The sequence below is a fragment of the Enterococcus sp. DIV2384 genome, assembly GCF_050534975.1.
In the GTDB taxonomy this organism is placed as follows: domain Bacteria; phylum Bacillota; class Bacilli; order Lactobacillales; family Enterococcaceae; genus Enterococcus; species Enterococcus faecalis.
In genome coordinates, this window is record NZ_CP172905.1 from 1,373,862 (window position 1) to 1,397,335 (window position 23,474).

Annotated in this window: 18 protein-coding genes and 1 pseudogene; 11 read left to right on the forward strand and 8 right to left on the reverse strand. The window is 36.3% G+C overall.

Annotated elements, in window-relative coordinates; all coding sequences use genetic code 11:
• Nucleotide 1 precedes the first annotated feature (1 nt).
• The gene (locus IGK54_RS06730) at nucleotides 2-820 is read right to left on the reverse strand and encodes a helix-turn-helix transcriptional regulator (protein WP_002357554.1); all 819 of its coding nucleotides are present in this window, start codon (nucleotides 818-820) and stop codon (nucleotides 2-4) included.
• Nucleotides 821-956: 136 nt separating this feature from the next.
• Between IGK54_RS06730 and IGK54_RS06735 the strand changes: the two genes are divergently transcribed.
• The 9 genes and pseudogenes from IGK54_RS06735 to IGK54_RS06775 all read left to right on the forward strand — a co-directional run bounded on the left by IGK54_RS06735 (nucleotide 957) and on the right by IGK54_RS06775 (nucleotide 10,386).
• Complete coding sequence (locus IGK54_RS06735) at nucleotides 957-2,705, forward strand: ABC transporter ATP-binding protein (protein ID WP_002357553.1); 1,749 nt, start codon at nucleotides 957-959, stop codon at nucleotides 2,703-2,705.
• Nucleotides 2,698-4,476, forward strand: coding sequence for an ABC transporter ATP-binding protein (locus tag IGK54_RS06740; protein WP_002360293.1), 1,779 nt, complete (start codon nucleotides 2,698-2,700; stop codon nucleotides 4,474-4,476). The genes IGK54_RS06735 and IGK54_RS06740 overlap by 8 nt, the downstream gene beginning before the upstream one ends.
• Nucleotides 4,477-4,564: 88 nt before the next feature.
• The gene (locus IGK54_RS06745) at nucleotides 4,565-4,990 is read left to right on the forward strand and encodes an 8-oxo-dGTP diphosphatase (protein ID WP_002385906.1); all 426 of its coding nucleotides are present in this window, start codon (nucleotides 4,565-4,567) and stop codon (nucleotides 4,988-4,990) included.
• Between the two features lie 139 nt (nucleotides 4,991-5,129).
• Nucleotides 5,130-6,140 (forward strand): hypothetical protein, encoded by a 1,011-nt coding sequence (locus tag IGK54_RS06750; RefSeq protein ID WP_430602814.1) that lies wholly within the window; start codon nucleotides 5,130-5,132, stop codon nucleotides 6,138-6,140.
• A 302-nt stretch (nucleotides 6,141-6,442) separates the two neighbouring features.
• The gene (locus tag IGK54_RS06755; RefSeq protein ID WP_430602816.1) at nucleotides 6,443-7,879 is read left to right on the forward strand and encodes a catalase; all 1,437 of its coding nucleotides are present in this window, start codon (nucleotides 6,443-6,445) and stop codon (nucleotides 7,877-7,879) included.
• 222 nt (nucleotides 7,880-8,101) lie between these two features.
• Nucleotides 8,102-8,863: a DeoR/GlpR family DNA-binding transcription regulator gene (locus IGK54_RS06760; RefSeq protein ID WP_002357548.1), complete on the forward strand. Its 762-nt coding sequence runs from the start codon at nucleotides 8,102-8,104 to the stop codon at nucleotides 8,861-8,863.
• An 8-nt stretch (nucleotides 8,864-8,871) separates the two neighbouring features.
• Nucleotides 8,872-9,501, forward strand: a complete 630-nt coding sequence (locus tag IGK54_RS06765) for an HAD family hydrolase (protein WP_105208591.1) — start codon at nucleotides 8,872-8,874, stop codon at nucleotides 9,499-9,501.
• Nucleotides 9,502-9,719: 218 nt separating this feature from the next.
• Nucleotides 9,720-9,857 (forward strand): annotated as a pseudogene (locus IGK54_RS06770) (helix-turn-helix domain-containing protein); the annotation flags it as partial.
• A gap of 277 nt (nucleotides 9,858-10,134) precedes the next feature.
• Nucleotides 10,135-10,386: a hypothetical protein gene (locus IGK54_RS06775; protein WP_241408338.1), complete on the forward strand. Its 252-nt coding sequence runs from the start codon at nucleotides 10,135-10,137 to the stop codon at nucleotides 10,384-10,386.
• Nucleotides 10,387-10,679: 293 nt separating this feature from the next.
• Here the strand turns inward: IGK54_RS06775 and IGK54_RS06780 are convergent, their stop codons facing one another.
• The 4 genes from IGK54_RS06780 to IGK54_RS06795 form a co-directional block, all read right to left on the reverse strand.
• Complete coding sequence (locus tag IGK54_RS06780) at nucleotides 10,680-12,113, reverse strand: cryptochrome/photolyase family protein (RefSeq protein ID WP_241408331.1); 1,434 nt, start codon at nucleotides 12,111-12,113, stop codon at nucleotides 10,680-10,682.
• Between the two features lie 132 nt (nucleotides 12,114-12,245).
• A complete protein-coding gene (locus IGK54_RS06785) occupies nucleotides 12,246-13,127 on the reverse strand; it encodes a helix-turn-helix domain-containing protein (protein WP_002363971.1) in 882 nt (293 codons plus the stop codon).
• Nucleotides 13,128-13,399: 272 nt separating this feature from the next.
• On the reverse strand, nucleotides 13,400-15,328 hold the full coding sequence (locus tag IGK54_RS06790; RefSeq protein WP_002360285.1) for a sucrose-specific PTS transporter subunit IIBC: 1,929 nt from the start codon (nucleotides 15,326-15,328) through the stop codon (nucleotides 13,400-13,402).
• A 16-nt stretch (nucleotides 15,329-15,344) separates the two neighbouring features.
• A complete protein-coding gene (locus IGK54_RS06795; protein WP_430602818.1) occupies nucleotides 15,345-17,018 on the reverse strand; it encodes a glycoside hydrolase family 13 protein in 1,674 nt (557 codons plus the stop codon).
• A gap of 242 nt (nucleotides 17,019-17,260) precedes the next feature.
• Here IGK54_RS06795 and IGK54_RS06800 point away from each other — a divergent pair, with 242 nt between their 5' ends.
• Nucleotides 17,261-18,721 carry a sucrose-6-phosphate hydrolase gene (locus IGK54_RS06800; RefSeq protein ID WP_430603365.1) on the forward strand — a complete coding sequence of 487 codons (1,461 nt, stop codon included), beginning with the start codon at nucleotides 17,261-17,263 and terminating at the stop codon, nucleotides 18,719-18,721.
• An 18-nt stretch (nucleotides 18,722-18,739) separates the two neighbouring features.
• Nucleotides 18,740-19,720: a LacI family DNA-binding transcriptional regulator gene (locus IGK54_RS06805; RefSeq protein ID WP_002363973.1), complete on the forward strand. Its 981-nt coding sequence runs from the start codon at nucleotides 18,740-18,742 to the stop codon at nucleotides 19,718-19,720.
• 59 nt (nucleotides 19,721-19,779) lie between these two features.
• On the opposite strand, the gene IGK54_RS06810 is transcribed toward IGK54_RS06805, so the two are convergent.
• From IGK54_RS06810 to IGK54_RS06820, 3 genes are all read right to left on the reverse strand, one after another.
• Entirely contained in the window at nucleotides 19,780-19,941 is a 162-nt protein-coding gene (locus tag IGK54_RS06810) for a hypothetical protein (protein WP_002357537.1), read from the reverse strand.
• A gap of 109 nt (nucleotides 19,942-20,050) precedes the next feature.
• Entirely contained in the window at nucleotides 20,051-21,460 is a 1,410-nt protein-coding gene (locus IGK54_RS06815; protein ID WP_002357536.1) for a glycoside hydrolase family 1 protein, read from the reverse strand.
• Entirely contained in the window at nucleotides 21,460-23,340 is a 1,881-nt protein-coding gene (locus IGK54_RS06820; protein WP_142957184.1) for a beta-glucoside-specific PTS transporter subunit IIABC, read from the reverse strand. The genes IGK54_RS06815 and IGK54_RS06820 overlap by 1 nt, the downstream gene beginning before the upstream one ends.
• Nucleotides 23,341-23,474: the final 134 nt, after the last annotated feature.

Consider the following 23,474-nt stretch of genomic DNA (forward strand, 5'->3'; position numbering starts at 1 on the left):
CTTAAAATTGTGAAGGAGATTTTCCATAATATTTTTTGAATAATTTACTGAAATGATAGGCATCTTCGTAACCAACCGTTTTTGCCACTTCTTTGACACTTAGGGAATCATTTTTCAGCAATTCTTTCGCATGGTTTAAGCGGATTTGAATTAAATAATTGATTGGCCCAACGCCTGTGGCCGCTTTAAAGGTTTTCGACAAATAAGTCGGGGTCACATATAGCATTTCAGCTAACTGTTCCAAAGTAATTTCTTCGTCATGGTGCGTTTCCAGATAATAAATCGTATGATTGACTAAATTTCGTTTTCTTTTTTCCGTTTTCGATAGCCGAGTTTCAATTTTATTTTCTTGATCAACTGCTAAGCTTCTTAAAATATAGACCAATAGTTCAATAACTAAAGCTTTAATTTGTAACGCTGATTCAACTTCTTGATGGTTTAATTCATGAACAATTTGCCAAGCTTTTTCTAAAAAAGCACCATGTAAATGACTTAAATCTAATAAAGCTGATTTATTTGGAAATACGTTTCGCGCTAAGCCTTCTAAATAGAGATTTGAAATGCCAATGTGTAGTTGATGTGAGTAAGTTCCTGCTTTTTGTTGCTCACCATGTTCCGTTCGCGGATTAAAAAGAAACACTGTACCAGCAGTGGCATGGTACTGTTGCCCTTGAACAATATATTCAGATTCACCTTCTAAAAGAATAGATATTTCCAGAAATTCATGATGATGACAATTATAAGGGTGGGTCTCTTCGTTCCAAGGATCAAAGGCATATAAAATTTCAGGATTAAACGTTCGACTATTTGTGTAGTTCATAAAAAATCACTCCTACTTGTATCCGCTTTCTATACTATATTGTACATCAAAATATACAAGAATGCCCATTTCTTTTCCTATAAAAAAACAGTAATCTTATACACGTCCATAAAAACAAGAGAGAGTAGGGGAGAAAATGAATAGTTTTGAATGGATTTGGCAATATGCTAAAAAAAATAAGAATAAGTTACTGCTAGCTGTTATTTTTGTCGTTATTAACGCTATTTTAATTGTTATTATTCCATTGTTATCTGGCAGAATTGTAGACCAAGTAATCAATCAGGGGAAAACTGAAGAGCTTGTCCCAATTCTTGGGATTATGATTGGAGTGACCGTTATTCGGACAGTTGTTCGTTATAGTTATCAAGTCTTGTTTGAATCGGTTGGACAATCTGCGTTATTTGACTTAAGAAAAGATATGTATGTCAAACTTCAAGAATTAGATTTTGATTTCTTTAATCATACACGTGTTGGCGACATTATGGCGCGAATGACAGGGGATACAGACGCTATCCGCCATTTTGTTTCTTGGGTCACTTATAACCTCTTAGAATGTATTTTATGGTTCATCGCAGCCGTGATTGTGATGGGGACGATCAATTGGCAATTGATGCTAGCATTAATTTTAATTACACCTTTGATTTTTCTGTTAACACAAAAAATGTCGAAGGAATCGCATCCGGTATTTTTTGAGATCCGGGAAAGTTTTTCTCGGCTAAATTCGATGGTCGAAGAAAATATTGGTGGAAATCGGGTGGTTAAAGCTTTTTCTCAAGAACCTTATGAAATTGAAAAGTTTAACAAGCACAATGAAGACTATAAAAAATGGAATATGGCTTCTGCAGATGTCTCAAAAAAATATTTACCGTGGTTAGACGGTTTTGCAGGTAGTTTAAATGTTATTGCCTTAGTTCTTGGTGGCCTCTTTGTAATTCAAGGTCGGATGACAATTGGTGATTTAGTGGCCTTTAACGGTTTTCTCTGGATGTTGAACATGCCGATGCGAATGAGTGGCTGGTTGATCAATGATGTGCAACGCTTTACGGCATCGTCCATTAAAATTCGTCAGTTATTAGCAACGAAACCGAAGATTCCCATTGCTCGGGAAAAAGAAGCAGAACCAATCCAAGGCTATGTGACGTTTGATCACGTGTCCTTTCATTTTTCAGATGATCCAGAAACCCCCATTTTATCGGATGTTTCATTTTCAGCAAAACCTGGTGAAACAATTGGTATTTTAGGGGAAACTGGTTCAGGCAAAACCACTTTAGTTAACTTAATCGCTCGGTTCTATGATCCAACAAAAGGCACTGTTTATATTGATGGAAAAGATGCTAAAAGCTATTCTGTTCGTAAATTGCGAGAAAATATCTCCATGGTTATGCAAGATGTCTTTCTTTTTTCCAATACAATAGAAGATAACATTGCTTTTGGTAACACATTGGCTAACTTGGAACAAGTGCAAATGATGGCTGAAATTGCTGATGCTCATAGCTTTATTTCCAGAATGCCCGAAGGTTATGCAACAATTGTTGGTGAACGCGGCGTTGGCCTATCTGGTGGCCAAAAACAGCGGATTTCACTGGCCCGTGCCTTAACCAAAGATCCAGCTATTTTAATTTTAGATGACACAACTTCCGCTGTTGATATGGAAACAGAATCAAAAATTCAAAAAGAACTAGGTCGTTTGACGGAAAAGAAAACGACATTTATTATTGCCCACCGAATTTCTTCTGTGAGAGAGGCCAATTTAATTTTGATGATGGAAAAAGGCCGTGTGGTGGAAAGCGGTACGCATAGCGAATTAGTCGAACAAAAAGGCAAATATTTTGACGTATATCAAAAACAATTAGGTCTGACAAAGGAAGGTGAGTCGCGTGGCTAGAAATACGTTTGATGTAGATGAGACTTTAGAAAAAGAATTTAATTGGTCCCACTATAAACGATTAGGCGCCTATATTAAGCCTTACAAAAAAGCTGTTTTTAAAACATTATTTGTCATCATATTAGCTAATCTGGCAAGTATGTTAGGCCCTTACTTTACTAAAATTGCGATTGACCAAGTAATTCCACAAAAGAATCTCTCGTTACTCTTGATACTAGGGGCTATTTTCCTATTTTCCTTGGTGATTATTGGTTGGTGTATGCGTTATCGGATATATGCCATCACAGAAATTGGACAAGATATTTTAAAAGATATGCGTTTTTCAATTTTTGAGCATCTACAAAAATTACCATTTTCTTACTTTGACAGTCGGCCGCATGGAAAAATCTTAATTCGGGTGGTCAATTACATCAATACGTTAAGTGATTTATTAAGTAACGGATTGATCAATTTAATTTCTGATTTATTTAATGTGATTATCACCTTAATCTTCATGTTATTTATTGATGTGAAATTAACCTTATACAGTTTGCTGCTATTGCCTGTGTTGTTCGTGATGGTTCTATTTATCCAAGGGAAACAACGGAAAGCTTACCAAGAGCTTAGCAATAAACAATCAAACTTAAATGCCTATATTCATGAAAGTATTTCAGGAATTAAAATTACACAATCTTTTGCACGAGAAGATGAAAATTTCCAGATTTTTAACGAGGTAAGCGAAGAATATCGTCAATCCTTTATGAAAGCTGTGCGTGTCCAGTATTTATTATGGCCAGCAGTGCAAAATATATCCGTCATTACGACTTGTTTTATCTATTTCGTAGGAATCCGTCAATTAGGTGTGTCCGTTACCACTGGGACGCTAATTGCTTTTATCGGTTATATCAATAACTTTTGGAATCCAGTCATCAATATTGGTAACTTCTACAATTCTCTGATTACTGCAACTGCCTATTTGGAAAGGATTTTTGAAACGATGGATGTTGTTCCAGAAATTCAAGATGCGCCGCACGCTATTGAGTTGCCGCCAATTAAAGGAACCGTCGACTTTCAGCATGTTTATTTCCGTTATGAAGAAGGAAAAAATATTTTGACCGATGTTAGTTTTCATATTGAGCCAGGACAAACAATCGCCTTGGTTGGGCCAACAGGTGCGGGTAAAACAACAATCATCAATTTGTTAAGTCGTTTTTATGATGTGAATGAAGGGGCCGTTAAAATTGATGGTTATGATGTTCGCGATGTGACACTCCGTTCGTTAAGAAAACAAATGGGGGTAATGCTTCAAGATACGTTTATTTTTTCAGGAACGATTATTGAAAACATTCGGTACGGAAATTTAGCAGCCACAGAGGAAGAAGTCATCCAAGCCGCAAAAATTGTTCGTGCGCACGACTTTATCAAGGATTTAAAAGATGGCTATGAAACAGTTGTGGAAGAGCGGGGTAGTACACTCTCGGCAGGACAACGCCAATTAATTTCATTTGCTCGTGCTTTACTGGCAGATCCCAAAATTTTAATTTTAGACGAAGCAACCTCCAGTATTGATACAAAAACAGAAGAATTGTTACAAGAAGGACTACAACAACTTCTGAAAGGACGGACATCGTTTATTATTGCTCATCGACTTTCTACCATCAAAAATAGCGATAAAATTTTCTATATTGATGGTGGTCGTATTGTGGAAGAAGGATCTCATGATCAACTAATGGCAAAACATGCGTTATATCATCATTTATATCAATCGCAATACGACTTATTAAAGAGCTAGATGATAAAACAGAGAAAATTCTTAGTTGAATCTTTCTCTGTTTTTCTGTATCGTAACCTTAACAAAGGAAAAAATGATGAGGTGCCAAATGAATCGGAATTTTGAAGTAGAATTAACAACATTATGTATGATTAGAAATCAGAAAAATGAAATCCTTGTGCAAGAACGACAAAAAAAGGATTGGCCTGGTTGGACGTTCCCTGGCGGACATGTTGAAAAAAACGAGGGCATGGAAACAGCCATGGTTCGCGAACTCCTTGAAGAAACAGGATTAGTGCTGAAGCCACAATTAGTAGGTGTTGCAGAATGGCTGAATGATTGTTCAGGTGCGCGGGAATTAGCCACATTATTCATTGCAGAAACAGCGGATGAACTACCAGAAGAAACGGAACAACCCTTGTTTTGGGTCACTGAAAAAGAATTGCGAGAAGGTCCTTTAGCTGGCAGTTTAGCAGAACTTTTCCCAGTATTTTTTGGCGAAAAGCAATTTTATTTTAAAAATAATACAGCTTAATGATTCAAACCTAAAAGATTAAATCAATCCCATTTATTAAAAGAGAGGAAATCTAAAATTAAACATTGCTATTTATAAGCAATGTTTGCTATTCTTAATAAAAGGGAATTAATTTTTTATATAATGAGGGGGAAAAAGTGTGTTAAAAAGAAAAGTGGGGATTGTCGCAGGCGTTTTCTGTTCAGCTTTGTTACTGACAGGCTGTGGCAAAAGTGCGAAAGATGAGTTCATTCAAGGGGTCGGCAATCAAAACGCACAAGAATCAGGGGTTTGGGATTTCTCTATGTCAATTAGTGACATGAAATTTTCACAAGAAGATGGTGCACAAACGAATCCTATGATTGGGATGCTCATCACGCAAATCAAAGACGCATCGCTTTCTGGGAAGATTCAAGTAGATGCCAAAAAAGAAAAAGCATTCAACTTAGAGATGAAATTAAAAGCGATGGGAATGGATGTACCGATTTCATTGGTTGGATCATTAGATAACGAGGGCAAAGAGCCAAAACTCTATTTAGCAACAGATATGATGGAATATATTGTCGCTGTCGCAGACTCAATGACTGACGGTGCTATTGATAGTTCTCAGTTAGATACAGAAAAACTAAAAGGAAAATACATTGATCTTTTAGCCATGAACGAGGAAAGCGCGAAAGAATGGCAAGATACAATTAAAGAGACTCAAGAATCTGAAGAAGACCTTAAGCAAACGATGGAAGAATACAAAGAGTTTTTAGAAGGATTAGACAAGGATACGTTCGAGAAAAAAGGGGACACCATTACCCATACGTTTACAAAAAAAGAATTACAAAAGTTAATCAAAATTACGACAGAAACATCTGAAAAAGGTAAAGAACAAGATCCTTTCGAAAAAGTCAAAGATGTTTCTGCCAAAGTTTCTGTTAATACAAAAGAAAATAAAACAAATATGTTGATTAATGTGAAACCGCAGCAAGACAAGAACGTTGATATGGGACTTGAATCATTATCTAGTAAAATTAGCATTACACAAAAAGCCAAAAAAGCGACGATTTCAATGCCTAAGAAAGAAAATATTTTATCAGAACAAGAAGTTGAAAAAATATTTTCCGATAGCACCTCTATGACAGGTCTATCGATTGAAGACACGACTGTTGCGATTAATCAATAACGCTGAATGACCAATAAAAACGGTCGCTCAAAAAGAGTAACGAAAGACCTAGCATGATTGGGATGCTAGGTCTTTTTTGAATAAAAAAACAGCATTTTAGTTTTCTTTGAATTATTGGTTGTTATTTTTAATGGCGTAAACAGTTTAAAGTTAATACATTTGTTTTTGATTTAAATTCTACTGCTATTTTTAATCATTCTATTAAATAACAAATGTTTTCGAGTGTTTTTAAGCATTATTTTTGTTATGCAGAGTGGTTTTTTTATACAATGAGTATAATTTTAGATGAAGGAGTGTTTTAGGTGAAAAATCAATATTTAACTACGTCACAAGGAAGTCCAGTTGGCGATAATCAAAATTCGCTAACTGCAGGAGAATTTGGTCCTGTCCTAATCCAAGACGTTCATTTATTAGAAAAATTAGCTCATTTTAATCGTGAGCGCGTGCCAGAACGGGTTGTTCATGCCAAAGGTGCTGGTGCTCATGGGATTTTCAAGGTGAGCCAATCAATGGCACAATATACTAAAGCCGATTTTTTATCTGAAGTTGGCAAAGAAACACCTTTATTCGCTCGTTTTTCAACTGTAGCTGGAGAATTAGGTTCATCAGATACATTGCGTGATCCTCGCGGTTTTGCGCTTAAATTCTATACAGACGAAGGAAATTACGACTTAGTTGGCAATAATACGCCCATTTTTTTCATTCGTGATGCAATTAAGTTCCCAGATTTTATTCATAGCCAAAAAAGAAATCCGCGGACGCATTTGAAAAGTCCAGAAGCAGTTTGGGATTTTTGGTCTCATTCACCAGAAAGCCTTCATCAAGTAACAATTTTAATGAGTGATCGTGGCATTCCGTTGTCGTTCCGTCACATGCATGGTTTTGGTAGCCATACATTCAAATGGGTCAATGCTGCTGGAGAAGTATTTTTTGTTAAATATCACTTCAAGACGAATCAAGGAATCAAAAATCTAGAGAGTCAATTAGCAGAAGAAATTGCTGGGAAAAACCCAGATTTCCATATTGAAGATTTGCATAATGCAATTGAAAATCAAGAATTTCCTTCTTGGACATTATCTGTGCAAATTATCCCGTATGCAGATGCGTTAACAATGAAAGAAACACTTTTTGATGTAACAAAAACGGTTTCTCAAAAAGAGTATCCGCTGATTGAAGTTGGCACGATGACTTTAAATAGAAATCCAGAGAATTATTTTGCAGAGGTTGAACAAGTAACCTTTTCACCAGGGAATTTCGTTCCTGGTATTGAAGCTTCTCCAGATAAATTATTGCAAGGACGTTTGTTCGCTTATGGGGATGCACATCGTCATCGTGTGGGCGCTAATAGTCACCAATTGCCAATCAACCAAGCAAAAGCACCTGTAAATAACTACCAAAAAGACGGCAATATGCGTTTTGACAATGGCAATAGCGAAATTAATTACGAACCAAATAGTTATACTGAAACACCAAAAGAAGATCCTACGGCGAAAATTAGTTCCTTTGAAGTTGAGGGAAATGTTGGTAATTATAGCTATAATCAAGATCACTTTACACAAGCAAACGCTTTGTATAATTTGCTGCCAAACGAAGAAAAAGAAAACTTAATTAACAATATAGCGGCATCTTTAGGTCAAGTGAAAAATCAAGAAATCATCGCGCGTCAAATTGATTTGTTCACTAGAGTAAATCCAGAATATGGAGCACGCGTCGCACAAGCCATCAAGCAACAAGCATAATTTATATAACGTACGTGACAAAACCAGTCTAGATAAACTAAAGACTGGTTTTGTTTGCTTTTCAATGCTTTTTACTCTACTCCCGAATACTAGAATAAAGTGCAACACTCAGCAAATTATTGTTGAGTGTTTTTGTTATGTATCGAGGGTTAACATTGACAAATAAGCTATTTTAAGCTAATGTATAAATATGCTTATACCAACTTAAAAGGAGGCATGTTTATGATTCAAAAGAAACGACTTGAGTTAATTTTAGAGGAATTGAAGACGCGCGGAACTCTTAGTTTGAAGGAAATTATAAACTTAACAGGTTCTTCAAGAGATACAGCAAGAAGAGATATTATCAAATTAGCTCAAAATAATGCTATTGATCGCACATATGGTGGAATTAGTTTGCCCAATACCTTTAGTCGTTTAGATGAATATCTTGAACGTACTGAAGATCTCAGTGCTGAAAAAGATATTCTAGCAAAAACTGCTAGTAATTTAGTAAAAGATAATTCCCATATTTTTTTAGATATTTCGACAACGGTCAGTTGCATTCCAAGACATATAAGACCTTATGAGAATGTCATAGCAACGACAAATTCATTAGATATTACCGACCAACTATTGAGAAATACTAAATGTAAAACTAAGATTTTAGGTGGAAGCGTCGATCCTATCAAACGAAATGTCGTTGGAACGAAACCAATGCTTGAGCTGGATTCATTTATCTTTGATGTTGCTTTTATGAGTGCTGCTGGAATCACAACTTCAGGCATTTATTACGCCTACGATGAAGATATAGATTTCAAAAAAAAGATAAGAAAACAATCCAAACTTGTAGTTTTACTAATTGATAATACAAAAATCGGATTAAGTCATAACTATAAAGGTTTAGATTTCGAAGATATTGATTTTCTTGTTATAGAAAGTCGTCTACCAGATGATTTAGAAAGAACAATATCAGATAGTAATGTCTCTATAATAAATTCAAAGTAGGTGCAAACATGATTAAAACGGTATTATTTGACGTAGATGGAACAATCTTAGATACAGAATTTGTCATGATTAAGTCTTTACAAAAAACTCTAAAAGAAGAGAAAAACTTGGACGTTCCAGAAGAAAATTTAGAGTATATCTTAGGTATACCAGGTAAAAAAGCAATTGAACGGTATTCATCATCTGGAGAGGAAGTTGATAAGCTACATGCATGTTGGTCCGAACATGTTAAACAATACTCTCATCTTGCGACTTTGTTTCCTCAAGTGGAAGAAGCATTGACTAAGTTAAAAGAAAACGAGATACAAATTGGGATCGTTACATCCAAAACAAATGAAGAAATGGAAAATGAATTTGAACATTTTGGTTTAAGTAAACTTTTTGATATTTCAGTAACTGCCTCTGATACAACGAAACATAAACCTAATCCTGAACCAATTCTATATGCATTAAATAAATTAGGAAGTTTACCCGAAGAAACAATTTATATAGGCGATTCTATCTATGATATGCATAGCTCACAATCAGCTGGAGCTAAATTTGCTTTAGCAAAGTGGGGAGCAAAAGAAAATCCACTATTCTCAAGTGCAGATATTAGGTTAGAAACTCCTCTAGAAATATTACAACACTTAAAATAGATCAGCTTACTAAAAAATATGTTATTTCATTAACGGTTAACATAAGTGAGGATTATTTCAAGTGATTGTCGTAGCAAGGATTTCAATCACCTAGATTGTGAAATGAGAATGGTCTACCTACGAACGCCTTGTCATTAAGGGATTTGTGGGCAGAAATCTTTGTGATTTACTAGAAGCGTCGTTTGTTGGGTTTGTTTTTTTAGATAGGAGTTTATGAAATGTCGTATAACCATTTATCAGCTGAAGAGCGTGGACAAATAGAAGCGTATCTGAAGGAAGGAGTCTCTCAGGCTGAGATAGCTCGCCGATTGGATCGGCATAGATCCACGATCTCTAGAGAGATCAAACGTGGTTCCGAGCAAAGAAAGAAGAAGAGTCTCGCTAGTTTGCCTTATCAAGCAACTAGCGCTGGTAATTTAGCACGTATTCGCAAGAAAAATTGCGGAACAACTACTAAGGCTACTGTACACAATACTAAAACTATCATGAAGTATCTTGATATGAAATATTCGCCGGAACAGATAGCGAACGCAGTTCGTAGTGTAAAGGTTTGTACATCAACAATTTATAACTGGATTTACAAAAAGATCGTTCCTTTGTGACCGTGGAAGCGAGTTTGTCAATCAGTTTGAAATTGGACTTATTGAAGACACTTTTGACTGCAAAATCTATTATGCTAATCCATGCGCGCCACATGAACGCGGATCAAATGAAAATCATAATGGATTACTCAGAGAATATTTTCCAAAACCATCTAATTTTAAAAATATTTCTCAAAATAAGATCAATCAAGCTGTTCAAAGTATGAATTTACGGCCACGAAAAATCTTTAAGTGGAAATCACCGCAGCACAAATTTAATTTGGAGTATTCGAAAGCTTTCTAGCACCAACAAATAGTTTTTACATTGTTATAAAAAAGAACAAAACGAACGATACTATTTATATGGAAATTGAAACATGATATAATAGAGCAAATCACGAACAATCGTTATACTAAAACAATTACATGTTGCGCTTAATCCTAACATTCGCCCTTTTTACTCTACTTTGTATAATGTATATTATGTAAACTAGAATAAATAAAAAACTTTAGCCGATAACTTGCCACTTCTCTTTCGACCAATCAATTCACCCAACTAACCTTACAGTTGTTTGCTAAGCTAGTTGGGTTTACTGTTTATTGAAACCTTGGATTGTTCATTTCTTGATGAATTTCTTTGCTCGCTTCATATAGAAATAATGTTTGTTTTTTACTTGATGCATAATCGACAATGGGTTTTGGATAATTTTCTCCTAAATGTACATGATATTGCGTTTGTAAGGCTTCGTTCATTAGATTTGGTTGATGAATATACTTTTGTGGCACTTGTTTAAGTTCTGGAACATATTTTTTGATGAACTGGCCGTCATTATCAAATTTTTTTGACTGGATAATTGGATTAAAAATCCGAAAATACGGGACAGCGTCCGTTCCTGTCGAAGCAGCCCATTGCCAGCCACCGATATTATTGGCGGCATCATAATCAATCAACATTTTTTGAAAGTATTTTTCACCCCAACGCCAATCGATGTGTAAATTTTTAACTAAAAAAGAGGCAGTGATCATTCTTAAGCGATTGTGCATCCAACCAGTTTGATTCAGTTGTCGCATTGCGGCATCAATTATAGGGTACCCCGTCTCCCCTTTTTGCCACTTGGCAAACATTTCTGGGTCATTTGTCCATTGAATATAACGAAATTTTTCTTGAATAGCTTCCTCTTTTTGTTGTGGAAACGCACTATAGATCATATTGTAAAAGTCACGCCAAGCTAATTCTTTTTTGAAGGTTTCTTTACTTAAGCTAGAAGGCGCAGATGCAAGCTCTTGCCAAATGGTGCGAATCGAAAGTTCTCCCGTTCTTAAAAAAGTAGACAGATGACTCGTTTGATCCTGATAAGGAAAATCACGCTTATTTTCATAGGATTGAAGTTTTTGATCAATAAAAGTATTTAAGCACCTTCTGGCTGTTTTTTCGCCGACACTATAGTGCTTTAAAGGAATCCTCGCAATCTGTTCCCCATATGCTGCTTCCTCTTCTGGAAAAAGACACGCACTAAAAATTTTTTCAGCTGTATAGGAAACAGGAATCGGGGTTTCTTTAGGCGCCTCTTTCCATTTATTGTAATAGGGCGTAAACACTTGGTACTTGCTACCATCGTTCTTCTTAATTTCTTCAGAGCCATGCAAATAGGCATCTTGAAAAGAGAAAGACTGAATATTATTTTCTTCAAAAAAGCGCATAGCTTGCTGGTCCCGCTTTGCCCCAAAGCCACAAGTATCTTCATTAAAATAAATGGTCTGCCAATCGGGTAATTTGCGTTTCAAACGTGAAAATAAATCTAACGGTTCGCCGACCATGATTTGTAAATGTGCCTCTTGATCTATTCGTTCTTTAAACGAGGCTAAACTTGCAAAAAAAGCGTTATGATTAGCACTTTCTTGAATAAATTGTTGAGGATTCATTTGGAATAATAAAATCAATTCATCAGCTGCAGAATTTTGTAACGCGTGTGCTAATGCTTTATTATCTTGTAATCGTAAATCACGTCTAAACCACATTACTCTTTTCATTTTTAAATCCTCCTAAATACTTCGTCTTGCTTATCGTAACCGTGACTGCTGATTTTTAAAAGCAACTTGCCTAGACTTTTCAAAAAGCCGATAAAAACTGGATTTTCAGCTTTTATCGGCTTTTTGATTAAATTAATAGGAAATATTAAAAGCTTTCATATCTTTCTCAATATATTGTAGGACTTCTGTATTGCCAAAAAATTGTGTAAAATAATAGGCTTGACGATAGTCATCGGCTGTGTCTTCCCCGAGCATTTGTTTGTTAAAGGCTTTTTCATATAAAAGATAATCTAGCAAATAAATGGAGTGTTTGTCACGACAAATCTGAATCCCTTTTTCGCTTAAAATGACACTTTTTTGGTAGTCTTTCATTTCCGAGTAGAATTTAGCAGAATTATAATAGATTCTACAACGCTCCAAGGAACATTCTAATTTAAATTGTTCCAATTCTTGTAATGATTTTTCGTAATATACTTGCGCTTTTCTCATATCTTTTTCCAGTTCATATAGCGTACCTAGCGCATTAAGGCTTAAAATGTTGTAAATATTGACTTTACGGTCAATTTCCGCGCCCCGGTATAGGTAAAACAAGGCCTCTGCTTTATCTTTTTTTCCTAATAAACAAGTAATTCCCTTATAATATAACAATTTAGTCGTTAGTTCATTATTAGATAAGATAAGACCTTCAGGCACTTCTTGTAATAAATTGTAGGCCTCTAAGTGAAATAATCGTAAAGATAAATCCTCGACTTTGTTTAGTAGATTTTCAATTTTCTTTTCTTCAGAAATCATCATGCATTCTTCTACTTCTAAATCTAATCGGAGGCAAATAGATGAGAAAATATCTAAACTGTCACATAGATTACGGTTTTCAATATTACTAATTGTTGCTTGCGTACAGATGCCGTTAGCCAGCTCTGATTGTGTGATTTTTTTAAGTTTTCTCGCTTGTTTTATTTTGTCTCCTGCTACCTTCACGAACAGACCTCCACTTGTATTATTATGTAAATTCATTAAAAAATGTTATACTTTGATTATCAATTAAAGGAGGTACATGCTATGTTTGATTTACTTGCATTATTGACTGGAACATCAACTTATGGCAACGTTCCCCATGTTTAATTAGTCAATGCGTGTCAAGTATGGTCTTCCATACTTGGCATGTTTCCTTTAAAACTGACTCAATCATACTACAAACGGATAGACAAATACAACCGAAAATCATTGGTTTTTTATTAAGAAAAAGAACAGCAAGAAGTGATAACTACTTCTTGCTGTTCTTTTGTTTAGTTAGGTGTATTTAGATTTAAAATGATTTGTTCCGGCGTAATTTCATTATGATCTGACATCATTGGCTCTACGCTTAAATAACTTGAAGTATTTGTAATGATAACCATGACAGTTGAGTCAAGCCCAGCTTCTTTAATGGCTTTTCGATCGAACGTTCCTAAAAGATCTCCTTTTTTAACACGATGACCTTGGGTTACTTGTGTCTGAAAGACCTCCTGTCCCAATGTGACAGTATCAATTCCTATATGAATTAATACTTCAGCTCCTGCGTCCGTTTGGATACCATAAGCGTGCCCAGTTTCTGCAACCAAGTTTAATAAACCATCTGCAGGCGCGTAAACCTTGTTCGCTGTTGGCATGATTGCTAAACCTTTGCCCATCATCTCGCTTGAAAATACTGGGTCATTAACAGCAGTAAGATTCATGGCGTAACCAGTTACCGGAGAAAAAAGTTGTTCATCTAAGGTATTGTGTTGCATTTCAAAGACTTCGCGTTCTTCCTCTTCGATTACTTTATCTGAAATCAAAACTTCTTGCGGAATTGCAAATAGACTGGTTAATGCATAACATACACCGACAGATAAAAGTGCGACTAATAAATAGATCACTAATTGATGTGCACTATAGATATACATTAAGAAAGAAGGAATAACGGCTAAGCCATAAGAATTTGATTGAATATGAAAAATAGCTAAAATTGCTCCGCCTAAACCTGATGTAAACAAGACACATAGCAGCGGTTTTAAGTTCCAACGAATAAGTAATCCAAATAACACAGGCTCACTAACTCCAAATAATTGAGACAACATAGAACCAATGGCTGTCGACTTCACTTTGCTATCTTGCGCTTTTTTCGCAAAGGCTAAACAACTGCCAACGTTGGCAAACCCATACATGGCACATATTGTAATCAATGCATTAAATCCTGTATTTGCTAATAATGATGTTTCTACCATAGTTAGTGTATGATGAATACCAATCAAAACCATTAAAGGATATGAGGCACCAATCACGAAACCACCTAATCCTAAGGGCAACCCAATCAACCATTGGACAACATCTACCATGCCTAACTCAACGGTATGCAAAATTGGGCCAATTCCGAGAATCATGATTAAAAAAGTAATTAACATAGTCATAAAGGGTGTAAAAATTTGATCAAGAATATTCGGCATCTTTTTTCGGAAAAAAAGTTCAATCTTTGCGCCAATTATACCAGCAGCAATTGCACTTAAAACGGACCCTTGTGCACCGACAACTGGGATAAAACCAAAAGCCATAATAGCTTTCACGCCAGAATCTGGTGTTGCAACTGCATAAGCGTTTGGTAAAATGGGTGATACCATCATTAAACCAATAACAATCCCGATTACAGGCGTCGCATTAAATGCTTTAAAGGTAGACCAAACAATCAAAGCTGGCAAAAAGGCAAAGACGGTATCTGTAATGACAGAGACAATTTGTTGAAAGCTTTCAGGAATATTGGCTACACTTGCTCCGAATAATTGTAAAAAAGTATCGTTAAAAATAACACCTTTTAACCCTAGGAACAATCCTGTTGCTGCAATTACTGGAACAATTGGAATGAATATTTCACTTAAAATGCGCATTGTTTTGCGCATGCCTGTTTCATTATTTTTTAAAATTGCTGTTTGCTCTGCTTTTGACACAACATTGATTCCAAGTTTTTCTATTTCATCATACACTTTAGTCACAATACCAGTTCCTAAAATCACTTGGTATTGACCACCATTATAAAAAACCCCCTTGACTAAATCGATTTTTTCTAGTTGTTTACCATCTACTTGTTCATGGTCCTTCAAAATAAAACGTAACCGCGTTTGACAATGGGTGACCGATATAATGTTATCCATACCGATTAATTGAATAATGTCTTTGGCTGCCTGCTGATAATTTTCTGCCATGTTATACTCCTCCTAGCTACTCATTTATAGTAATCAATAGTCCTTGATAGCTTTTTAATAATGTTCCCTGCTGAACTAATTGCTCTCGTTCTTCAGACTGTGTATCAAAAATAACTGTGCCATTAACTAAATAATGAGGGATTGGAACCGCCTCACCAAAATTAAAAAAGGCGTAAATCGTTTTTTCATTTAATTTGCGTTTATAAGCAATAACATTATCTGGAAGATTTGACAGACCCTCAAATGTTCCATAAAGTAAGATGTCTGTATAGGGACTCTTTTGACGAAATGCAATCATCCGCTTATAGAAATGAAAAATACTTTGACTATTTTTCATTTCTGCTTCGGCATTGATTTCTTTATAATTATCCACCATTCCTAACCAAGGCTTGACGCTTGAAAAACCGCCATACATAGAATCATTCCATGGAAAAGGCGTGCGGGCATTGTCTCGACTACGCAAATTGACAAGTGACAAGGCTTCTTTGGGCGTAAATCCTTCTTTTATTGCTCGATAGTATTGATCAATGCTAGAAATATCATCGAATTCATCAATCGAACCCCTTTCAAAATTGGTCATTCCTAATTCTTGTCCTTGGTAAATAAAAGGCGTGCCCCTTAAAAAGAAATACATGGCGCCGAATGTTTTAACCGCATTTGGCTGTTGAGCCTGTTCTTTTAAATATTTCGTTGTCGCTCGAGGTTGATCATGATTTTCAATAAAATTTGCACTCCAACCAGCCTCTTGCATGGCTTCTTGCTGTTTGAAAATTAATGTGCGTAAATCATTCCAAGACCAATCGATTCTATAAAACCATTCGCTTCCTGATTTCACATCCAAATCAGCCCATTTGAAGTCAAAAATCATGTCGAAATACCCTGTTTCTCCAATAAATTCTGATAAATTTAGATAATTGACGCCGGCCGCTTCGGCAACTGTGACAATATCAAAGCCAGCAAAAGCTTTTTCTTTTAATTCGTTCAGAAAGTCACTCATTCCTGGCATGTTTCTACTAGCTTTTGTTACTTTGGCTAATTGATCTGCCCCATCAGCAGGTAAGTTTGTCCAAGTCAAATCTTTCTTAATAAAATTAATCGCATCTACACGAAAACCAGCAATTCCTTTGTTTAACCAAAAACGAATCATTTGATAGATTTCTTTGCGTAGTTCAGGATTTTCCCAATTTAAATCCGGCTGTTTTTTATGAAAGGCATGAAAGTAGTAGGCATCTTCCCCAGGTAATTTTTCCCAAACACTACCACCGAAGTTAGACCGCCAATTTGTAGGTGCTTCTCGTCCTTCTTTTATAATATAAAAGTCTCGAAAACGACTTTGAGGATTTTTTAAAACATCTTGAAACCAAGCATGTTCATCAGATGTATGGTTTACCACCAAATCTAAAATAACTTTTATGTTTCGTTTTTTTGCTTCTTCAATGAGTTCATCGAAGTCTGCCATTGTACCAAAATCGCTAGAAATACCATAATAGTCTGAAATATCATATCCATTGTCAGCCATTGGCGACGGGTACATTGGACTCAGCCAAATCAGCGTAATTCCTAAATTTTCTAAGTAATCCAGTTTTTGAATAATGCCTTGTAAATCACCAATTCCGTCATTATTACTATCCGAAAAGCTACGTGGATAAATTTGATAGGCCACTTCTTTTTGCCACCAATTTCTGTTCATTCTGGTTCTCCTCACTCTTAAACTAGTCCTGTTAATTTTTTCTGTAACCGTTTTTACATTTTGTATGATACTCGTTTTTGCGTAATATGTCAAACGTTTATCATAAATAAATGTAAATTATAATATTCTTTTGATTTAAATAGATTTATATATGTTATACGTTTGACTTTTTTCTGATTTGTTTATACTATTAGACTAACTACTATTTTCTAATAAAGGAGACATTACTTATGTCAAGCATCATGAACCAATGGACGGATGAATTACGTTATGCGCCTTATTCTTCTTGGACATCTGCTCACCTCGAAAATCTAACTTCTATTATCGCGCAATCTAGTTGGCGTTTTAAGTATCATATTCAACCACAGACAGGACTACTAAATGATCCCAACGGTTTTTCGTATTTCAATAACCAGTGGCATTTATTTTATCAAGCGTTTCCTTTCGGGAGTGTTCACGGACTAAAAAGTTGGGCCCACTTAACTTCCTCCGACTTAATTCACTGGGATTATGAAGGAATTGCCCTTTATCCCGACTCTGAATATGATTCTCATGGCGTCTATTCAGGCTCAGCTTTAACAATAGATAACCAACTATGTTTATTTTATACAGGAAATGTTCGTGATCAAACTTGGCAACGATTTGCATATCAAAATATTGCATGGCTGAATTCTTTAGGTGCGATCACAAAGGAATCAACACCATTCCTACCTATTGACCCCAATTATTCTTCCCATTTTCGTGATCCGATGGTATTTCCTTATCAAGAAGGACTTGTTTTATTAATTGGTGCTAGTGATTTAAATGGACAAGGAAAAATTGTGGTCTATTTTTCTAAAGATCGAAATGTACACAATTTTCATCAACTTGGCGAATTGACGTTCACCAACCAAGAATTAGGCTACATGGTTGAATGCCCCAATTTGGTATTTATTGATGGCCAGCCTGTCTTATTATTTTGCCCACAAGGTCTATCTCCATCTGTAAAAAGTTATCAGAATATCTATCCGAATATGTACACATTGGCCGAAACGTTTGATTTGGAGAATCTTTCTTTAGTTCAGGCTGGGCCTTTTGAAAATTTAGATGAAGGATTTGATGTCTACGCCACTCAAGCCTTTAATGCGCCAGATGGTCGTGCACTTGCGGTCAGTTGGATTGGGTTGCCAGAAATCACTTACCCAAGTGATGTGGAGGGTTGGGCAAATGGCTTAAGTCTGGTTAAAGAACTCACAATTCACAACGGGAAACTATTTCAATATCCAGTTTCTGAAACAGAAATGCTTCGTCAATCCGCTACTACTTTATCAAATGGCTGCCATTTCTTATCTACTGCTTCTTTTGAATTAGAAGTGTATATTCCCAAAAATGAGATTGCTTTTATTCGGCTTTTAGCGAACGAAACGGGTTCAAAAGGACTTTTAATTACAATTGATACGATTCATGGTAAAATAACCCTTGATCGAACATTTGCTGGCCAATCTTTTGCTGAAAAGTATGGCACAATTCGTGAAACTAAAATTAGGAAAAATAAGTCAGTTCAGTTAACTATTTTTGTTGATTGCTCTGTTGCAGAAATCTATGTAAATAAAGGTGAAAAAACGATGACTGGTCGCTTCTTTCCAGATAAAGCGCAACAGTATCTTCATCTATCCAAGACGGCAAAAGCTTGTTTTTATGAGCTGGAAAATACGAATAATTAGGAATGATGGTGAATTTTGATGGTGGTTAAATTAACGGATGTAGCAAAGCTTGCTGGGGTGAGCCCGACAACGGTAAGCCGCGTGATTAATAATTATGGTTATCTTAGTCAAAAAACAATTGATAAAGTTCATCAAGCGATGGAAGAATTAAATTATCAACCTAATGGATTAGCCAGAAGCCTCCAAGGAAAAAGTACGCAGCTGATTGGTTTAGTCTTCCCTTCTGTTAGTCATCCATTTTTTGGTGAATTAATTGAAACACTGGAAAGAAAGCTCTTTGTTCAAGGATATAAAGTGATTTTATGTGATAGTGAAAAAGATCCAGAAAAAGAGCGCGCCTATTTACGAATGCTCGCTGCAAATAAAGTGGACGGTGTAATCACTGGTAGCCATAACTTAGCTATTAACGAATATGAAAATGTTTCACTACCTATTGTTTCCTTTGACCGTTTCTTGGCACCTGGCATTCCAATTGTCTCTTCGCAAAACTTTCAAGGGGGCCAAAAAGCCACTGAAGCCTTATTTGCAAGTGGTGCACAAAAGATTGCAATTATTACTGGTGCTAATAACACAGGCGCACCTAGCGATTATCGATTGGCTGGTTATAAACAAACAATGGAAAAATATGGCGCAGAAAAAACGATTCTACAAATTGATAATGGGACCTCAACAACATTAAAAAATCTAGAAATCGAACGTTTGCTTCAAAATAAAACTGTAGACGGCATCTTTTGTACAGATGATTTGACAGCAATTACAGTTATGAATATTGCTCAAAAATTGAAGATATCCATTCCTGAAGAATTAAAAGTAATTGGTTATGATGGGACAAAATTAATCAAAAGAATTGCCCCACAACTATCAACCATTGTGCAGCCAATCGACGAGATGTGTGACGTTATGATTGACTTACTGCTTCGTAGAATGAAGGATCCTGATGTTGCACTTGAGGAAAATTATCCTATTCCGATTCAGCTATCATTGTCTGAATCCTGTTAAAAAAGACACCTTTTCAGGTGTCTTTTTTTATTCTTAATTCCTCATTTGCCTATTTTCCCTTAATTCCAAAGCACAGAGATTAAATAATACAACAACATGATCCCTACAAATACACCGAGCATTAGTAAAACATACCACCAATTTTTGGCGCTATAGGTTTCATTTTTATTTTTTTCGGTTCGTTTCCCGGCAGCCCATTTCCATAAATCGTAATTATTCATCTCTCTCACCACCTTTAATGGGTTTATTAACTTAAGCCTAACACGGAATGAGAGAACTTGAAAACAAAAGGATCACCCGCTTATGCAATGGATGATCCTTTTTTGGGCACTATTCTTCTGATAACCCATTATTTTTAATAACTGATTGGTACCAATAAAAACTATCTTTTTTAATGCGTCGTAAATCTTTTAACTCATGGTCTTCACGATTAACGTAAATAAAACCGTAGCGTTTTTTGAATCCTTGATGGGAACTTAAAATATCCATGACCGACCAAGGGCAATAGCCAAACAACTCAACACCGTCAGAAATAGCCGCATGACAAGCAGCAATATGATCATGCAAATACGCAATTCGATAATCATCATGAATTTTTCCGTCCTCTGTTAGGTGATCTGGTGTGCCTAAGCCGTTTTCTGTAATGATTAACGGCAAACGGTATTGACGATAATAATCATTTAAAACTAAACGTAGACCAGTTGGATCAATTTGGGCACCATACTTAGAGGTTTTTAAATGTTGATTTTTTTCGATTTTAAAATAACCGTATAGATCAAAATCAATGTCCTTTTCTTTCGTACCCAATGGGTGTTGCTCATCTGTCGGTAAATAGCTAGCGACTAACGTCCGATAATAATTAAGAGCGATAAAATCTGGTTTAGCGGCTTTCAAAATTGCTTGATCTTCTGGCTGTGTTTCGGGATAAATGCCACATTTGGTCAAATACTCTTGATAGTAACCTGGGTATTCGCCAAAACAATACATTTCTAGAGCGTAATTCGTTTTAAAGTTATCATTCATACGAGCCGCCCAAACATCTTCAGGCTTATTAGAACTAGGATAAGTCATCGTTGAGGAAACAGAGGGACCGACTTTTCCCCCAGCGACCAATTGGTGACAATCATTCGTCGCTAACGCATGGGCAACAAACATATGGTAATCCATTTGTGCACGAATTTTTTCAGCATTTTCTGGTGCAACGTCGTACATATTCATTCGTTCATCGACACGAATCATTAAGTTTTGTTCGTTTGTAACTTGCCAATTTTTGACTCGATCACCAAACGCTTGATAACAGACTTGCGCATAGCGTTGAAATGCGGAAACGCAGCGACGATCCGCCCAACCATTGTATTTTTCCACCAACGCAAAAGGTAAATCAAAATGATAAAGTGTGACAAACGGCAAAATATCGTTTTCTAAAAGTGTATCAATGACAGCATTATAAAAATCGATGCCGGCTTGATTGATTTCGCCATCACCTGTTGGAATGATTCGTGCCCATGAAAGAGAAAAACGATAGGTTTTTAAGCCTAATTCTTTCATTAACGCAATGTCCTCTTTGAAACGATGGTAAAAATCGCTGGCGACTTTCGTATCTGCTTGTACAGCTGACTTTTTAAAAGAATTGTAATCAGCGACTGTTAGGCCTTTGCCGTCCTCATTCCAAGCGCCCTCAATTTGAAAAGCGGATGAAGAAGCGCCCCATAAAAAATCGTTCTTAAATTGTTTAACCATTAGTTTTGCTCCTTTACTTGCATGAAAAATAAATTTGTTTGTGGTGTAATCTCTGTTTGTTTGGTTGTCTCAATTACAGCCATTTCCGCAGTATTTGTTACGATGACTAAGACGGTTGGATCATAACCAGCAGCTTGGATGATTTGTTTATCAAAAGAGAGCAGTTTTTGTCCTAGTCTGACCCTTTCTCCTACTTTTACGAACGTTTCAAATCCCCGCCCTTTTAATTCGACTGTATTGATTCCAATGTGAAGGAGGATTTCAGCACCATTGTCTAACTTTAAGCCAATTGCATGATGAGTTGGATATAAAGCCGTCACTTGCCCATTTCCTGGTGAAACAATTTGTTCCTCTGTCGGATAAATAGCTAGCGTTTTTCCCATTTGTTGAGAAGCAAAGACTTCATCGTTGATTTGGTCTAAAGATACGAGTTGTCCTTGAACAGGTGCTTGAATCCGTTGTTTTTCTTTGACTGTCCCTACCTCTGTCTTTAAGCCGGGTTCTTGACGTGACTCGTCAAGCGGTAAATCATTAAAGCCTAGAAAAATCGTTAATAGAAATGCACCAAAAAAAGCAATGCCACAACCTAATAAATAACAAATAAAGGCTTTGGTTCCTGCTTCTGCGTAAACTGGGATGGTCAAGAGTCCTTGGTTAGCGAAGGCTGTCCCGTAGGAACCGCCCCAGCCCATTAAGGCCCCACCTGCTGCTCCGCTAGCCACCGCATAAATCATCGGTTTTTTTAACCGCAAGTTTGCCCCATAAATGGCTGGTTCTGTGATACCAAATAATGCAGTCACTGTTGCAGAGGCAGCAACAGCTTTCAAGTCTTTATTTTTTGTGCGGACAAACACGCCAAATGCGGCGCCCGCTTGAGAAAAGTTCGCTGCACCAGCAAACGCTAGCAAATTTTGCCGTCCTGTTCGAGCGACATCATTAATCCCAATTGGCACAAGCCCACGGTGAGCCCCAAAAATGACTAAGACACACCAAATTCCCCCGATAAAACCGCCTAACAAGATGGGACTCAAATTCATTATATAATAATACAACCAATTCACGCCGTCACCTAAATAAATCCCTATCGGTCCAAATAATAATAAAGTGGCTGGAATCATTAAAAGTAATGACAGCGTAGGAACCATAATAATTTTTAGAACTTCTGGAATAACTTTTTCCAAAAAGCGTTGCACATAAGCTAACATAAAAATTGCAAGAATAATAGGAATTACCGTGGAAACATAATTGGCTTTGGTCACATGTAATCCAAACAAGGTAACCGCTTGTTTTTCGGTCATTAATGAAACGATGGTCGGATAACATAAGGTGGCACCAATTACCATGGCGATATATTCGTTTGTTTTGAAAACCTTAGCAGCTGAATAACCTAAAATAACTGGCATAAAATAAAAAAGTGCATCGGAAGCGGCGCTTAAAATAATATACGTATTCAAAGGTTTTAAATCGACCTGGTAAAAATTGTTTGCGACCATCACAGCGATGGCTAGAATTCCTTTTAACATGCCTGAAGCGGCAATTGCTGGTACGACAGGTGTGAAAATCGCGGCAACAGTATTTAAAATTCGATTACCTAATGAATTTTTTTCTTTTGTGGATGTTTTGGTCGTAAGTTGCTGAGCCAACAAAGGTTCTAGAACATTATAAACATGCGCGACTTTATTGCCTAAAACCACTTGATACTGCCCGCCACTTTCAACAACAGAAATGACACCTTCTGTTTGTAGTAAGGCTTCTTTGTTCGCTTGTTTCGTATCTTTCAATACGAAACGCAATCGTGTATAACAATGTGTGACATCCACGATATTGTCTTTGCCACCTACGTCTTTCAAAATTTCTTTTGCTATTGCTTGGTAGTCCATGATGACCACTCCTTATCTATAAAATAACAGCTCAATAAAAAAGACCAAATCACACATGCACATTTCAGCAAACACACTCAATATTTGCTCGTCGTGAATGTCCCTTTGATCTGATCTACGTAATAACTATGTTT

Coding starts and splice junctions, on each gene's coding strand:
- IGK54_RS06730 (WP_002357554.1), bottom strand. CDS start 820: ATGAACTACACAAATAGTCGAACGTTTAATCCTGAAATTTTATATGCC.
- IGK54_RS06735 (WP_002357553.1), top strand. CDS start 957: ATGAATAGTTTTGAATGGATTTGGCAATATGCTAAAAAAAATAAGAAT.
- IGK54_RS06745 (WP_002385906.1), top strand. CDS start 4,565: ATGAATCGGAATTTTGAAGTAGAATTAACAACATTATGTATGATTAGA.
- IGK54_RS06760 (WP_002357548.1), top strand. CDS start 8,102: ATGATTCAAAAGAAACGACTTGAGTTAATTTTAGAGGAATTGAAGACG.
- IGK54_RS06765 (WP_105208591.1), top strand. CDS start 8,872: ATGATTAAAACGGTATTATTTGACGTAGATGGAACAATCTTAGATACA.
- IGK54_RS06780 (WP_241408331.1), bottom strand. CDS start 12,113: ATGAAAAGAGTAATGTGGTTTAGACGTGATTTACGATTACAAGATAAT.
- IGK54_RS06785 (WP_002363971.1), bottom strand. CDS start 13,127: ATGAATTTACATAATAATACAAGTGGAGGTCTGTTCGTGAAGGTAGCA.
- IGK54_RS06790 (WP_002360285.1), bottom strand. CDS start 15,328: ATGGCAGAAAATTATCAGCAGGCAGCCAAAGACATTATTCAATTAATC.
- IGK54_RS06795 (WP_430602818.1), bottom strand. CDS start 17,018: ATGAACAGAAATTGGTGGCAAAAAGAAGTGGCCTATCAAATTTATCCA.
- IGK54_RS06800 (WP_430603365.1), top strand. CDS start 17,261: ATGAACCAATGGACGGATGAATTACGTTATGCGCCTTATTCTTCTTGG.
- IGK54_RS06805 (WP_002363973.1), top strand. CDS start 18,740: ATGGTGGTTAAATTAACGGATGTAGCAAAGCTTGCTGGGGTGAGCCCG.
- IGK54_RS06810 (WP_002357537.1), bottom strand. CDS start 19,941: ATGAATAATTACGATTTATGGAAATGGGCTGCCGGGAAACGAACCGAA.
- IGK54_RS06815 (WP_002357536.1), bottom strand. CDS start 21,460: ATGGTTAAACAATTTAAGAACGATTTTTTATGGGGCGCTTCTTCATCC.
- IGK54_RS06820 (WP_142957184.1), bottom strand. CDS start 23,340: ATGGACTACCAAGCAATAGCAAAAGAAATTTTGAAAGACGTAGGTGGC.